The 13,503-nt window shown below is 55.3% G+C and carries 14 protein-coding genes; 5 read left to right on the forward strand and 9 right to left on the reverse strand.

The features are described from left to right. Nucleotides 1-208: 208 nt before the first annotated feature. Nucleotides 209-796 (reverse strand): TetR/AcrR family transcriptional regulator, encoded by a 588-nt coding sequence (locus tag ACR0AJ_RS03190; protein ID WP_480646216.1) that lies wholly within the window; start codon nt 794-796, stop codon nt 209-211. Nucleotides 797-883: 87 nt separating this feature from the next. Between ACR0AJ_RS03190 and ACR0AJ_RS03195 the strand changes: the two genes are divergently transcribed. From ACR0AJ_RS03195 to ACR0AJ_RS03205, 3 genes are read left to right on the forward strand one after another with little or no spacing between them, the layout of a single operon-like run. Next, nucleotides 884-1,990 (forward strand): NmrA family NAD(P)-binding protein, encoded by a 1,107-nt coding sequence (locus ACR0AJ_RS03195; RefSeq protein WP_170415100.1) that lies wholly within the window; start codon nt 884-886, stop codon nt 1,988-1,990. Nucleotides 1,991-2,037: 47 nt separating this feature from the next. Continuing rightward, nucleotides 2,038-2,610, forward strand: a complete 573-nt coding sequence (locus ACR0AJ_RS03200) for a carbonic anhydrase (protein ID WP_170415104.1) — start codon at nt 2,038-2,040, stop codon at nt 2,608-2,610. A gap of 55 nt (nt 2,611-2,665) precedes the next feature. Further along, a complete protein-coding gene (locus tag ACR0AJ_RS03205) occupies nt 2,666-3,154 on the forward strand; it encodes a hypothetical protein (RefSeq protein WP_170357719.1) in 489 nt (162 codons plus the stop codon). A 247-nt stretch (nt 3,155-3,401) separates the two neighbouring features. On the opposite strand, the gene ACR0AJ_RS03210 is transcribed toward ACR0AJ_RS03205, so the two are convergent. The 8 genes from ACR0AJ_RS03210 to ACR0AJ_RS03245 form a co-directional block, all read right to left on the reverse strand. Further along, nucleotides 3,402-5,072 carry a GMC family oxidoreductase gene (locus ACR0AJ_RS03210; protein WP_480740057.1) on the reverse strand — a complete coding sequence of 557 codons (1,671 nt, stop codon included), beginning with the start codon at nt 5,070-5,072 and terminating at the stop codon, nt 3,402-3,404. Nucleotides 5,073-5,239: 167 nt separating this feature from the next. Then, nucleotides 5,240-5,947: an IS6 family transposase gene (locus ACR0AJ_RS03215; protein WP_480646209.1), complete on the reverse strand. Its 708-nt coding sequence runs from the start codon at nt 5,945-5,947 to the stop codon at nt 5,240-5,242. A 296-nt stretch (nt 5,948-6,243) separates the two neighbouring features. Next, nucleotides 6,244-6,813, reverse strand: coding sequence for a hypothetical protein (locus tag ACR0AJ_RS03220; RefSeq protein ID WP_480740059.1), 570 nt, complete (start codon nt 6,811-6,813; stop codon nt 6,244-6,246). A gap of 153 nt (nt 6,814-6,966) precedes the next feature. Then, nucleotides 6,967-7,068 carry a DUF2474 family protein gene (locus ACR0AJ_RS03225; RefSeq protein ID WP_170362893.1) on the reverse strand — a complete coding sequence of 34 codons (102 nt, stop codon included), beginning with the start codon at nt 7,066-7,068 and terminating at the stop codon, nt 6,967-6,969. Then, nucleotides 7,065-8,066, reverse strand: coding sequence for a cytochrome d ubiquinol oxidase subunit II (gene cydB / locus ACR0AJ_RS03230; protein ID WP_480740061.1), 1,002 nt, complete (start codon nt 8,064-8,066; stop codon nt 7,065-7,067). Before cydB ends, ACR0AJ_RS03225 begins: the two co-directional genes overlap by 4 nt. Beyond that, entirely contained in the window at nt 8,066-9,448 is a 1,383-nt protein-coding gene (locus ACR0AJ_RS03235) for a cytochrome ubiquinol oxidase subunit I (protein ID WP_480740062.1), read from the reverse strand. Before ACR0AJ_RS03235 ends, cydB begins: the two co-directional genes overlap by 1 nt. Before the next feature lie 404 nt (nt 9,449-9,852). Continuing rightward, nucleotides 9,853-10,143, reverse strand: a complete 291-nt coding sequence (locus ACR0AJ_RS03240) for a glycine zipper domain-containing protein (protein WP_058283947.1) — start codon at nt 10,141-10,143, stop codon at nt 9,853-9,855. 143 nt (nt 10,144-10,286) lie between these two features. Continuing rightward, nucleotides 10,287-11,294 carry a helix-turn-helix domain-containing protein gene (locus ACR0AJ_RS03245; protein ID WP_480740064.1) on the reverse strand — a complete coding sequence of 336 codons (1,008 nt, stop codon included), beginning with the start codon at nt 11,292-11,294 and terminating at the stop codon, nt 10,287-10,289. A 396-nt stretch (nt 11,295-11,690) separates the two neighbouring features. Here ACR0AJ_RS03245 and ACR0AJ_RS03250 point away from each other — a divergent pair, with 396 nt between their 5' ends. Together ACR0AJ_RS03250 and ACR0AJ_RS03255 are read left to right on the forward strand one after the other, a co-directional pair. Then, nucleotides 11,691-12,071 carry a hypothetical protein gene (locus ACR0AJ_RS03250; protein WP_170347760.1) on the forward strand — a complete coding sequence of 127 codons (381 nt, stop codon included), beginning with the start codon at nt 11,691-11,693 and terminating at the stop codon, nt 12,069-12,071. Beyond that, nucleotides 12,068-13,285 (forward strand): HlyD family secretion protein, encoded by a 1,218-nt coding sequence (locus tag ACR0AJ_RS03255; RefSeq protein WP_170349366.1) that lies wholly within the window; start codon nt 12,068-12,070, stop codon nt 13,283-13,285. The genes ACR0AJ_RS03250 and ACR0AJ_RS03255 overlap by 4 nt, the downstream gene beginning before the upstream one ends. The last annotated feature ends 218 nt before the right edge of the window (nt 13,286-13,503 follow it).

Raw genomic sequence — 13,503 nt, forward strand, 5'->3', positions numbered from 1 at the left:
CCTTACTTTGGGCTCCTTCGCAGTCATTGGCGGACCTGCAGCATTACGCCAGCCGACGTCGGCCCAGAGCCGACTTTGACTACAGGTTCTGATTGCGGCTGTGCGGCCCTTCGAAGCTGCCATTCGCTGCCGCTGCATGATCAACGACAGAACGAATTCACACAACGCACAACATAGCCGCCAATCTCGCGGAATACCCTGCCGCAGTTTAAGACCTGCCTTTCGGCCAATGATCCTGCAGCAAAACTATGGCAGTGCGTCCGGCCTCCAGAGCTCGGTCCGCCTCGTCTTCAGTTCCTGCCAAACGAGCCAGAGTGATCGTACCCATCAGGAGTGCCATCGCAGCCAGGCCCTGGTCCGAGCCGGTTTCCGGCGTGTCCCGCAAAAGGGCCGCCATGCGATCCGAAGCTTGAGCGCCCGCGTGCCTAGATGCGCCCTTGGTGCGGGCAAGCTCGGTTCCCATCGCCGCCAACGGGCATCCATGCCGACTGTCTTGAACATGAGCTTGGGACAGGTACTTGGCTATGTAGTCCTGACGTTCCTTCCCTCGCCCTTCGCTGGATTCCTCGCGTTCCATGCCTGAAACAACATCGTCGATCGCGTGCCGGAAGGCTGTCGCGATCAAATCCTCTTTCGACTCGAAGTGCCGGTAGAAACCACCATGTGTCATTCCGGCTGCCTTCATGACGTCAGCGACGCTTGTCGCTTCGACCCCGCGTTCGCGGAACAACTGTGCTGCAGCATCCAGTATCCTGTTGTGACTGCGCTTTTTTTCCGCTTCCGACATTCTCGGCATTTTCGCGCTCCTAGGCGGGGTTGACAATTAAGATTACATGTATCATCTAAATTATAGATTGCAAGCATCATCTAAAGGAGTGCGCCCGTGCCTGCCAAGCCTAAGATCCTCGTCACCAGCGCAAGCGGTAAGACCGGGCTGCAAGTCGCGCTTCAGCTCAGAGCCAAAGCCTATCCTGTCCGCGCTTTCATACGGCAGAGGGATCATCGCTCTGATATTCTCGAACGCGCGGGCGCTGAACTATTCGTGGGTGACCAGTATTCCCTGAGCGACATGCGCTCGGCGATGAAAGGCGTGCAGCGGGCGTATCAATGCGCTCCCACAGCACCCAATGGGCTGCACTTCAGTGCGGTCTTCACCGCTGCGACTTACGAAGCAAAGGTCGAACACGTCGTTACACTTAGCCAATGGCTTTCGAGCGTAGATCACCCATCACTGTTTACACGTGAAGTATACCTGGGCGATATCCTGATCGGCATGCGTCCCGAGATGTCTGTGACCACGGTGAATGTCGGCTGGTTTGCCGAAAACTACCTGATGGTACTGGGCATGGCGGCCCATCTTGGGAAGTTCACGATGCCGCTCGGCGACGGCGACGTGAAGAAGAATGCCGCCCCCTCAAACGAAGACATTGCCCGCGTGGTTGTCGGTGCCTTGACGGATCCGGCACACCATGCAGGCAAGACTTATCGTCCCACGGGTCCAACGCTGCTGTCGCCCAACGAGATCGCCGAAGCAATGGGCCGCGCGCTGGGGCGGCGGGTACGCTATGCCGATATTTCCGAACGAATGATGGTCAAGGCGCTGAAAGCCCTTCGCCCTGCAAACTATTCGGAAGCGGCAGTCACCCAGCTTGCAATCTATTCAGAAGAGTACCGGCGAGGCGCCTTCGCGGTGAATGCCCCAACCGAAGATGTGTTCCAAGTCAGCGGACACGAACCTGAAGCCTTCGAAAGCATTGTACGGCGCAAGGTCGCTGAACAACCCGACCTGGTGCGCAGCCTGTCCCGCAGCATAGGCGCGATCGGCATTTTCCTGAAGATTCTCACGACGCGCCCGTTCGATCTTGATCACGCTCAGAAGCAGCGAGACTACGTGCAGCTCTCATCCGCTTCGTACTGTCAGGACAATGCGGCCTGGACAGAAAAGCACCAACCCAAGGACGTACAAACCGAACCGAAGCGTGTTGCCTGAGACCGCAAACGACGAAGGATTGCCCCCCAAGACGAAAGGACCTCTTCATGAACGTTCAGGACGAACTCATCACCCGAAACCAGGAATTCGCGGCGGGCTTTGACAGTGCTGACCTGCCGATCCTGCCAAAGTTGCGAACGGTTGTTCTGACCTGCGGTGATGCCCGGGTCGATCCCGCGCACATCCTCGGACTGGAGCTTGGCGACGCGGTTGTGATCCGAAACAATGGCGGACGGGTTACGCGCGCCGCAATCGAAGAAATCGCCACCCTCGCCTTTCTTGTGAGCGCTATGACGGAGGGCCGCGAACAGGGGTTCAACGTCATCCTGATGCAGCACACACAATGTGGAGCCGAGCGGCTGTCCAATCCGGACCTTCAGGACGCGCTGTTGAAAAAGCTTGGGATTGACGTATCCGAATACGCGATCACGGATCAGGAAAGCGACCTTTCGGCAGACATCAAGCGTCTAGCGGCAGCACCGGAGGTACCGGACGCGATCACCGTCTCGGCCTTGCTTTACGATGTCGCCACTGGAAAAGCCCAAGAGATTACTCCTGCCGCTTCACTGGAGACGATCCGGGCCGAGGCGAGCGTATCGCAAACTGCGGCTCGAGCATGACGGTCTGCCCACCCCCAATTCACGTAAAAAGACGCATATCGAAAGGATCGATCAGATGACCCCCACAGTGATATTCCTTCTTCAATTCGCGATGAGTCTCTTTGTCTTTGCTCTGATCGCGGCATGGTACGTTGCACCTTGGCTTGCACGGCTGTCGGTGGCTGCGGCGCTCTCAATGCTGCTGCTGCCGCATGCTTTCCGACACATCGGAATGAGCTTCATGGTACCAAATCTCAACAACGGAGGTTTGCCCGAGGTGTTCGCAACCAGCGCCAGCTATGGCGATCTACTCTCGGCGTTTCTAGCAATCGCCGCGCTTATCGCTTTGCGATGGAGATCAGTGGTTGCCCTTCCGTTGGTGTGGGGTTTCAACATCCTTGGTACTGTCGATCTGGTGAACGCCTTGCGCCAGGCCGAGGCAATTAACTACTTTGGCCCCACTTGGTTCATTCCAACATTCTTTGTGCCGGTACTTTTGGTCACGCATGTGATGATCTTTGCACGGCTGTTGAAGGCAGTTGGCCCCAAGACAGCCTCGGCATGAGAGGACAGTATTGTTCCAGGGCAGGCAGCGCGGCTGCCCGCCCCAACTGAGTGTCACGGCCCTTTCCGGACCTTCGTCCCACCCTCACGATGTTGCAGCCGCAATCCGCTTACCGGTCTTTCGCTGCGATTGCGCGCTATGGTGCTGTCCGAACTCACAGTTTGGGGGACGAAGCGTAAATTCGCTACAGTTGACGCAAAAGTCAGCTTAGATGCCCATTGTGCTGTCAGCGACCAGAAAGCCTGTGTCAACATTCAACAGAATTGTATCGCGCGCGCTCCTTACCTGTGCGGACCGCCTCTTCGTGCATCGGTTTCAACTGTGGTGCATTCCGCATGAAATCCACAGCTCTGGCCGCGATCATCATCGTAGGTGCATTGAGATTGGCGCTCGTAATCTCTGGCAAAACCGAAGCATCCACTACGCGCAAGGCTTCAATTCCGTGCACACGAAATTTGTTATCAACCACCGCCAGTCCATCATGGCCCATCCGACAGGTGCACGACGGATGAAAAGCGGTTTCCACTCTCTCGCGCAGCATGGCCTCGATATCCTCACTTGTTCGACAATCGGCACCCGGAGTCATTTCCGCGCCGCGAAACTCGTCAAAGGCCGGTTGCGCCACAAGCTCGCGCGCGCGGAGCACACCTTCTCCCATTTCGCGCAGGTCGTCGGGGTCGGCAAGATAATTGAAATGCAACCTTGGTGGTCCCCGAGGCGTGGTGCGGTTAAGTTCGATGTAGCCTTTCGTTCGTGGTCTTGCATGATCTACGTTGACTGAGAACGCCTGATTGATCGTGATACGATCCCCTTGAACCGTAAATCCCAAGGGGCCGAAATGGTACTGAAGATTGGGATGGGAAACATCATCGTTGCTGCGTATGAGGCCACCCGCTTCCCATATGTTGGACGTAGCGATGCCCTGGCCGGTCAGGGCCCATTGCACCCCTGCGGTCGCCCTGACCAAAGGATTGCCGATGCGGTGAAATGCAAGCCGTTTGCGGCAGGCAAACTGCAGCTTTATCTTGGCATGATCCCGAAGATTTTGGCCAACGCCAGGCAAATCAGCAAGAACTTGGATGCCGCAATCACGCAAATGATCCGCCGGACCTATACCGGACAACATGAGCAATTGAGGCGAGTTGATCGCTCCGCCACACAAGACAACTTCTCGTTTCGCCCTTACAGTCTTATGCTCCCCAGCCAGCTGGAACGTCACACCCTCAACGCGGTGACGGCGAATTTCCAGTTTTTCGACATGGGCTCCAGTTTGCATTTTAAGGTTCGGGCGCCGTAATGCCGGGGTCAGGTAAGCTGTTGCAGCGCTGCACCTGCGATTGCGGCTTTTCGTAGCGTCATAGCGCGCCACGCCCTCAGGATGCTGACCGTTCAGATCATCACTTGCTCCCTGTCCGGCTTGTGCGCCAGCCTCAAGAAAAACGTCGAATAGTGGGTCAGTGTTATCTGTGCGTGTTACTTTTAGAAGGCCCGAGTTTCCTCGCCAATCATTGGCTCCTTGATCATAGCTTTCGGCTGCCTTGAAATAAGGAAGGCAGTCGGCATACCCCCAACCCGCAAGTCCATGATCGCGCTCCCAGCGGTTAAAATCGTCTGGATGACCACGCATATAGACCATTGAATTGATCGAAGAAGACCCTCCCACAACTCGCCCTCGCGGGGTTGGTATCCGGCGGCCATTCAACCCGGCTTCGGGTTCCGATACGTAATTCCAATTGATCCGTTTGTTTCGGAAGGCCCGATAAACTCCGGCGGGAATTTGTATCATGACGTTACGGTCAATTGGCCCGGCTTCGAGAAGTAAGACAGAAACTGACGAATCGCGACTCAATCCTTCGGCAACGACACAGCCGGCCGAACCGGCGCCAACAATGACAAAATCGTATTCGTCTATCTTCATGCAATCCTCGAAACATGCTCATGCACAATGCATTAACTCTGTCAGAGAAGAAAGAAGTCCATACACAGCCTGAAGTTTAGACCAGTGTCTGCTTTAGGTCAGATTGCAGCAGTTGGTGCTGTCAGACTAATTCGAACCAGTCTCAGTTTGCCGCGGAAACCGCAAACCTATCCGGAACAAAGTTGACGCCACTCGCTAAGAGCGGCGGCGCGGGTCAGCTTGAAGGTATCTCGGCTTGCGAGCGATCCTTCCTGGTTTAAGTGGTTGTAGACAGAGGAGTGGACCGAGACGAATTTCTGCAAATTTCGCATGCGCCTGAACCGTTGCATCGCGCGTTCGCGTCGTCGGAAAGGAAGGTGTGAATTCTCGACGCGGTTGTTGAGCCACCTGCCCGTCTTTTGTGTTTCGAGCGCGCCCAGCTCTCTGAGCGCGGTTCTGTATGAGGCGAAGCGATCCGTGACGACGTTTTCCGCTTTACCGTATCGCTTCATCAATTTCCTGAGGAATTTCAGTGCAGCCTGCTTGTTTCGGCGTTTGGTGACGATTGCTTCCAGCACCTCGCCTTCGTGATCAACGGCCCGCCAAAGATAATGCCGCTTACCATTTACCTTCACGAAAACCTCGTCCAGGTGCCACTTCCATTTAGAGACTGCGCGCAGCTGCTGAACACGCTTTCTTCGGATCTCAGCAGCAAACGTCGGGCCAAACCTGTTCCACCAATACCGGATAGTTTCGTGGCTCACGTCGATCCCGCGTTCGTGCAGCAGATCTTCGACATTCCTAAGCGAGAGCGGGAAACGGATGTACAGCATCAGCGCCAAGCGGATAATCTCGGGATTGGTTTTGAAGTACTTGAAAGAGGCAGGTCTGGTCATGAGAAAAAGCTGCGCAACACCCCTGCCCCGCTCAACCCAAGTTCTTCTGACAAGACCTTTTGAATGATCCACACGAGCGTGAAAGCGTACTCTTCCCGCACACATGGGCAGCCGAAAAGGCGCTGCCGCAGTTGCAGGAGCACATTGCAACCTTCGAGGAACACCCTCCAACCCCACCGGGAACGCCTGATCCGTACGAACCACCCAAAAACTGAACGGCGGCTTTGTCCGCAAAGCCGTCATCCGACATTTTTTGTCAGATGACCGCGTTGAGCCCAAAACGAAAGTTTACTCGCCTAAGGCGAAGCGAGTGGTTTTGGACGATTTTGCATTAGCCTGATCCCAAGTAGCAGAGACAAACATCCAAACGCCAATCCCATAGCGAGGGCATTGGCAACGAAGATACCGCCAAACAGGGATATCGCTGTTCTTCCCGCCTGCTCGATAGACGTGTCTACTACGATCGATACCCAGTCTTTCAGGTATAATGCGAACAGGATCGAAAGCCCTACGGGCGAAATGATAAGCGCTGCACCGAGAGAGGCCAATCCTCGCCCAAGGACGGCTCGCAGTGTTGATCCTTTCAGTACTATTGCGGCTGTGGAAGCAAAGACGACAAGCGCAAAGAGCAGGACGAGCAATATGTGGACAATTGGGAAGAGGTCTTTCGTAACAGTTCCTGTAAGGGCCGAAGTGAATGGCAATAGAACGAAGGTCGCAAACCCTGCTGCAAGGAGCCCTGTGAATAGCTTTGGCAACATGCCAGACGAGCGGCTATCGCCCAGCTTTTGTTGCTTAGGTAGAGTGGGCAGAACCGGGTCAATCTGATCCCACTGCACAGACATTTGTTTTTGACGAGAAAGCATTACAGCCCCCTTGCATTGTTAAGTTTGAGACGACCCAGCCAGCCGCGTGTTATTGAAAATCTGGTGAGCTGGAACGGGGTTTCTTTCGGCGCTTGGACTAATGTTTGCGCGAGCTGGGCATGCCGACGCGCGAGCATTGGTATCTTTGCAATTTCAGGTGATGAACAACCTGATTACGTAAGCGACATTGGCTAGGCACAAGACGCTGCCGAACCATATCGCGCTGAACCAGAAAACTTGCTTTATCAGTTTCAATGGAAGCTCTCCTCTGGATCGATCTTTCCGCGGAATACCCAGTACGTGTAGGCGGTGTAAGCAAGGATCACAGGCAGCAGAATGACGGCTCCGACCAGAGCGAAAGCCAAACTGCTGTCAGGTGCTGCGGCTTCGGCAATCGTGAGGCTTGGGGGTAGCATATAGGGATAGAAACTGATCCCAATGCCAATGAAGCACACGACAAACAAGGCAATGGCGCAGAAGAAGGGCTGATAGTCGCGCTGTGTCTTCAGGCCGCGATGAAGCATCCAAGCAATGAGAGCAACAACAGCCGGCACACACACAGAGAAAACTACACCGGACCATGAAAACCATCTGATCAGATAGATCGGATCTTGGAACGGGGTCAAAAGACTGACGAGGCCAATCAACCCGAGCGTCATGAGCATCAGTGGACGTGCATAGGAACGCATCTGGTGCTGTATTCCGCCCGTTGTTTTCATATTGAGCCAGGTCGCGCCCAGCAAGGCATACCCGATCACCAAGGCCACACCCGATAGGACAGAGAACGGCGTCAGCCAATCCCACTGTGCACCTGCGTACAGCCGATCTTCGACCGGGATGCCCTGGACCAGCGCGCCAAGCGTGATGCCTTGGCAGAAGGCAGCCACGGTTGAACCGCCGTGAAACGCGACATCCCACAGCCAGCGCCCACGCACCGTTCGCCACCGGTATTCGAAGGCGACACCGCGGAAAACAAGCGCAAGAAGCATGGTGATAACGGGCAAATAGATCGCGGGCATCACCACGGAATAAGCCAACGGGAAAACAGCGAACAAACCTCCGCCGCCCATGACCAGCCAGGTTTCGTTCCCGTCCCATACCGGAGTGACTGAGTTCATCATAACGTCCCGATCTTTGTCGGTTTTCGCGAATGGAAAGAGGATTCCAATTCCAAGATCGAAACCGTCCAGGATCACGTAGGTTAAAACGGCAAACGCTATTATGCCTGCCCAGATTGTCGAGAGTTCAAGCATTACGCCGCCTCCGCCATAGTCGGGATTTCAATAGTTCTGTAGTTTTCCCGAGGACCTTCGGCGGGTGCTTTGCCCATGAGGCGCAGCATGTAGAACGTGCCCGCTCCGAACACGGCGAAATACACTACGATGAAGGCTATCAAAGACGCGGCAACAGAAGGTGCATCCACTTGTGAGAGTGAGTCCGATGTCCGCATCAGCCCGTACACCGTGTACGGCTGGCGCCCCACTTCGGTGGTGATCCAACCGGCCAGTACCGCTACAAACCCGCTGGGTGCCAATAGAACGGATGTCCTCTGCAACCAGCGATCGTCGTTGAGACGGCCGCGAACCCGCTGAACAAGCGACCACAAGCCGATGCCCAGCATGGCAAAGCCGATGGCGAGCATGATGCGGAAGCTGTAGAATACGATCGCGACCGGGGGTTCTTCGTCGTCGGGGATAGTGTCCAGCCCGTCAAGCGGCGCGTTGGGGTCATGTTTCAGGATCAGCGATGATAGTTTCGGGATTTCGATGGCGTAGTCCACACGCTTTTCATCTTCGTTTAGAATGCCGAACAGGATTAGCGGTGCACCTTCGGGGTGGCTGTCAAAGTGACCTTCCATCGCCATCACTTTCTGCGGCTGATGCTCCAGCGTATTCAAACCATGAAGGTCGCCGGCAACGATCTGCAGAGGGGTGACTAAGACGGCCATCCACATTGCCATCGAGAACATTCGAGTGACTTCAGCCGTGCGATTGCGGCGTAGCAAGTGCCAGGCCGCAACCCCGGCCACCACAAAAGCAGTGGTGAGATAGGCGGCAAGAACCATGTGTGTCAGGCGGTATGGGAAGGACGGATTGAAGACAATCGACCACCAGTCAACGGGAATGAACTGCCCCAGTTCGTTGATGTCAAACCCAGCCGGGGTTTGCATCCAGGAATTGACCGACAAGATCCACGTAGCCGATATCAGAGTGCCAAGAGCGACCATCGCTGTGGCCATCATGTGCAAGCTCGGACCGACGCGTTCGCGACCGAAAAGCATAATGCCGAGAAAGCCTGCCTCCAGGAAAAAGGCTGTCATGACCTCGTAAGCCATCAAGGGCCCGATTACAGGGCCTGCGGTATCCGAGAATGTGCTCCAGTTCGTACCGAATTGGTACGACATCACGATGCCGGATACGACACCCATCGCAAAACCAACTGCGAAGATCTTTTTCCAGTAGTTGAACAGGTTGAGGTAAACCTTGTCCTTGCGCCACAACCAGAGGCCATTGAGGACGGCCAAGAAGCTTGCCAAGCCGATGGAAAAGGCCGGGAAGATGATGTGAAACGACACAGTAAAGGCAAACTGGATGCGTGCCAGAGTCTCTGCGTCAAAGTTTGCGAATAAGTTCATTGCCGTTTCCTTTGGCATTGGGTTGCAAAGTGCGGCAGTGAACAGAAGTACCTCGGCTGCCAGCTCATCGATGTCATTCAGATGAGCCGGATTTGGGTTGTTGCCTGTTTCAGTTCATTTGGGTTCTGGACGGTTGTTTTTGGGTTTTGGACAAAACCCAGTTCCCATTGGCTGGGACTGAGGCTGAAAGTTGAAACCGCGCCTTCAGGAAACAATTGCGTTCGAGGGCTCGAAACAAAGTTGCCACCCGGCTCGTTTGTGAGCTGGATGGCAAGCTATCAGAAACTGTGCGAGTTCTGTGCGGGATGGTCAGTCAAACTGCGTCTGGATGCTAACAGCGCATGCTGACCGGTCGGGTTTGTTCGGCTGTGTTTCTCCTTGTTTGCTTCACTGGGGGTGGTGTCTTAGTCGTTCCAGTCTTTGTGTTCTTCTTTAAAGTCGTCGCGACGCTCCTGGGCTTCGTCCTGCGCGTCTTCGAAATTGTCCTTTTGGATCGCGCCGCCTACGGCTCCGACTGCGGCACCAGCGGCCGCGCCACCTACGATGCTTTCGCCTGCGATACCGGCGACAGTGGCGCCGACAACTGCACCCTTGATCGCCTTGTCGGTGACGTAGTCAGCATGAGCTGTTGCCGCCATGGTGATCAGAAGTGCGCCTGAGATCGGGGCGATAATGAATTTCTTCGAGGTCTTCATAGGGTTCATCCTTGTTCTGGGTTAGCAACCACCGTGGCTGCTGTGTGCCATTGAACTAGGTGACCCGATGGCCCGCTTTCTTTTGGAGACGGGACAAGGTTTTGTGGATCTTGGACATCTTTCGATCCCCGGTGCCAGTCCCTCTAGCGGCCAGCTTTACGGAATCTGGCAGGCGTTTCACCTGTCCAGCGCTTGAACGCCACCGAAAAGGCGGCCTGATCCGCAAATCCAAGCATGAAGGCAACACGGGCAACACCCTCACCGCTGCGCAGCATGCGTTTGGACAGGTCGCACAGCACACCTTCCAGAAGAGCCTTAAAACTTGTTCCCTCGGCCGACAGGTGCCGTGTCATGGTCCGACGCGTCAGGCCAAGTTCTCCGGCTATATCGTCGCCGTTTGGTATCGGTCCGGGAAGACGTTCGCCGAGCATATCCATTATGCGGTCGGACAGACTACGGACTGCATCAGGCTGCGCCTTCAGTTGCTCTTCTCCGTGCCTTCGTAAATGTCCCAATAAGGTGGGGTCTGCCGTTGGTATCTTAAAACTCATGCCGTTTGTGGGCAGGGCCAAGGCGTATCCAGACTTGAAGCCTACGACATCACATCCCGCCAAATCCGCCAGCTGCCGACAGTGCTCGGCATCGTCCGTTTCCAACTCGATAGAGATCGGGGCAAGCCCGCCAGAGGTGATTTGTTGAACACGCTTATAAAGACCGAATATCAGCATTTCACGGTGGCGAGGGTATTGATGTGCCGGGATAACACTGCTCTCCAGAGTGATCTTTGGCTTTTCGCCCCCCCCCACTACGTCAAGACGCAAGTCAGGATCCTGCATTGCATAAAAGCGCTGCGTCAATACCAGCGCGTCTTCCACCGTTTCGGCTGCCCGCACGATGTAGGCCAGAAGTGTTCCGGGACCTTGCGCCGAAAGCCCAACGCGCGCGGCAAAAGTTTTGTCTTCCAAAACCCGGCAGGCAGTTTCAACTGCGCCCGCCTCATGTAGCAGCTCGACAGTTGCGTCGGGGCTATCGCCGATATCAACGGGTGCCCCCGCCATTTCCAGGACTTCGGGAAACGGAATGCGCGCGCCGGGTTCTTGAGAATAACGCAGCCCGACGTTTCGCAGTCTGTAAGTGCTGATGCGTGGCACTTTCGCGTCCTCCCCTGAATGGCACGCAACTCCCTGCAGTCACAGCAATTGTCCAGAAGCCAACAACAAATGTCCAGAACCCTCAGGATTGCAGGCGCGACGACGGTTAGGTCCGGGTCATCAGAAAGGAAACGACCATGATCTACTTCGCAAGGTACTACCGCGTACTGAAGGCAATCCAAAACTCCGCCAAGCAAGAGTGGTCCGGGGGGAACATCCACGGTCTGCGCAGTTCGCCACTTGGCGAGAAAACACCGAACGGACGTCGTTGGGATCCACCCTACGCCCCGCAGGAACAGCCCTCAGAACCCGCACAACAACCCACCGAGAATTGACGTTCTCCAAACACTGAAAATCTACATGCGCAGCGTGGCTGCGTAACAAAAGGACTGAAAAATGAAACCACCCGCGTTCCTAATGGCGCCCTTAGTTGGCGTCATTTCAACTCCGGCCTTCGCCGCTGGCGGCGATCCCAGATGGTGGGTCGCGCCCAACCAAACCGACACCTATGCATGGGTAGGCTTGGTCGTTCTCGCCCTTGCGATCCTGCTGGTCGTACATCTGTACGCGCGCTTTGAACGTTACACCGAACACAAGTCAATCGGCACTCCGCTGCGCACAACTATTCCGACAATGCTCACTGTCGCCTTGGCGTATGAGCTGATGCCTGCCCTGAGCCACTTCAGCAGTCTACTGCCGGGTGCCTTAATCCTGACCGCAATCGCTCGCGACTTCATGTTGTGGTGGCGTCCATCGAAAGAGGAGTTGGCAAAATGATTGAGCTTCTAGTAACCTCTTTTCCGTTTGTCCTGCGCGTGATTTATCTGAAATGGCGCGGGCTACCGGTCACCCTCTACAATGTTCACCGAGCGCTCTTCATGTGGTTCGTTCTCGCCCTGATCGTGTTCTTTGCTGTATTCTACTACTATCCCAAGTCCTACACCGGCCTCGTGCCATTCAGAACTGTTCCGGTCGTCGCCGAGAACGGCGGAACCGTTACGGACATCTATGTAAAGGGCGGCGATCGTGTCGAACCGGGCGATCCACTGTTTGCAGTCGAGAATGCGTCGGAACAAGCCGCTGTAGATTTTGCGATGCGCAAAGTTGAAGAGATAGAAAGCGCGAAACTGGCAGCAGAGTTGCAGGTCCAGACCGCGCAGGCCGTTGTGGATGCCGCAGTTACCGCTAGAGAACAGGCTGAGTTGGTGCTGATGGACCACGAAGCGCTTCAAGCAAAAGGCTCAGCGGCATTTCAAGTAAGCCAGCTGGAACGCGCACAGGCGACCTTGAGCACTCGGGAAGCAGAGGTTGAGGCTGCTGAAACGCAACTTGGTGTGGCGCAAGTTCAGGCAACGGCTGTTCTGCCCGCCCAACTTGCATCGGCGCGTGCATCGTTACAGCAGGCTCAGGTGGAACTCTCAAAGACCCTGACGCGCAGCTCTGTCGATGGTGTAGTTGAACAAGTTACCCTGAATGTTGGTTCACGCGCAGCGCAAGCCGCAATGAGCCCCGCCATGCTGATTGTACCCGACCGAAAAGATGTAGAGAAAGGACGCGTCGTAGCCGGCTTCTCACAGGTTTCTCGCACCGAACTGTACGAAGGTATGGCCGCAGAGGTGGCATGCGAAAGCAACTTCAACATCTCAATGCGCAACACCGTTCTTCCTGCAAGGATCGTACGTATTCAGGAGCAGATTTCTTCGGGTCAGCTCGCGCCTAGCGGTCGCCTGATTGAGCCGAGTGAAAAGGCGAAACGGGGTCAGATCGTTGTGCATCTCGATCTGGTGCACCCAGAACACCGCGAACTTTTGGTGCCAGGTAGTGGTTGCATCGTCCAATCCTACACCACCAAATTTGAAGGTGACATGGAGGGAACACTTGTTGCCCACGGGATCCAGGCTATGGGTATCATCAAGGCAGTCGGTCTGCGGGTTAAAGCTTGGTTCGGTCTGACTTCGGGTATCGGCTTGATCGGTGGTGGACACGCCTGATTTTCCGAAGCCCCTCCTATTCAGTAAATGCGGCTCCCGATAAACGTTGGGAGTCGTTTCTTCTGTTTTGTGAACAGATCACATGCCAAAAAAATGTGAGTTCTGTTTCGGCTTTCTGATACCCGGCGAACGGTAGGTAGGTCCGCTCAGGTAATCTTTTGCAAGAAAATGACGACCACATTCAGTAGACCGGAATGTTAGTTTTGACCGCATAGCCG

The sequence above is a fragment of the Ruegeria sp. CJ9 genome (assembly GCF_056536625.1).

What these genes read in the sequence shown, in the direction of transcription:
- ACR0AJ_RS03190 (WP_480646216.1), bottom strand. Translation starts at nt 796, where the DNA reads ATGCCGAGAATGTCGGAAGCGGAAAAAAAGCGCAGTCACAACAGGATA.
- ACR0AJ_RS03200 (WP_170415104.1), top strand. Translation starts at nt 2,038, where the DNA reads ATGAACGTTCAGGACGAACTCATCACCCGAAACCAGGAATTCGCGGCG.
- ACR0AJ_RS03205 (WP_170357719.1), top strand. Translation starts at nt 2,666, where the DNA reads ATGACCCCCACAGTGATATTCCTTCTTCAATTCGCGATGAGTCTCTTT.
- ACR0AJ_RS03210 (WP_480740057.1), bottom strand. Translation starts at nt 5,072, where the DNA reads ATGAAGATAGACGAATACGATTTTGTCATTGTTGGCGCCGGTTCGGCC.
- ACR0AJ_RS03215 (WP_480646209.1), bottom strand. Translation starts at nt 5,947, where the DNA reads ATGACCAGACCTGCCTCTTTCAAGTACTTCAAAACCAATCCCGAGATT.
- ACR0AJ_RS03220 (WP_480740059.1), bottom strand. Translation starts at nt 6,813, where the DNA reads ATGCTTTCTCGTCAAAAACAAATGTCTGTGCAGTGGGATCAGATTGAC.
- cydB (WP_480740061.1), bottom strand. Translation starts at nt 8,066, where the DNA reads ATGCTTGAACTCTCGACAATCTGGGCAGGCATAATAGCGTTTGCCGTT.
- ACR0AJ_RS03235 (WP_480740062.1), bottom strand. Translation starts at nt 9,448, where the DNA reads ATGAACTTATTCGCAAACTTTGACGCAGAGACTCTGGCACGCATCCAG.
- ACR0AJ_RS03240 (WP_058283947.1), bottom strand. Translation starts at nt 10,143, where the DNA reads ATGAAGACCTCGAAGAAATTCATTATCGCCCCGATCTCAGGCGCACTT.
- ACR0AJ_RS03250 (WP_170347760.1), top strand. Translation starts at nt 11,691, where the DNA reads ATGAAACCACCCGCGTTCCTAATGGCGCCCTTAGTTGGCGTCATTTCA.
- ACR0AJ_RS03255 (WP_170349366.1), top strand. Translation starts at nt 12,068, where the DNA reads ATGATTGAGCTTCTAGTAACCTCTTTTCCGTTTGTCCTGCGCGTGATT.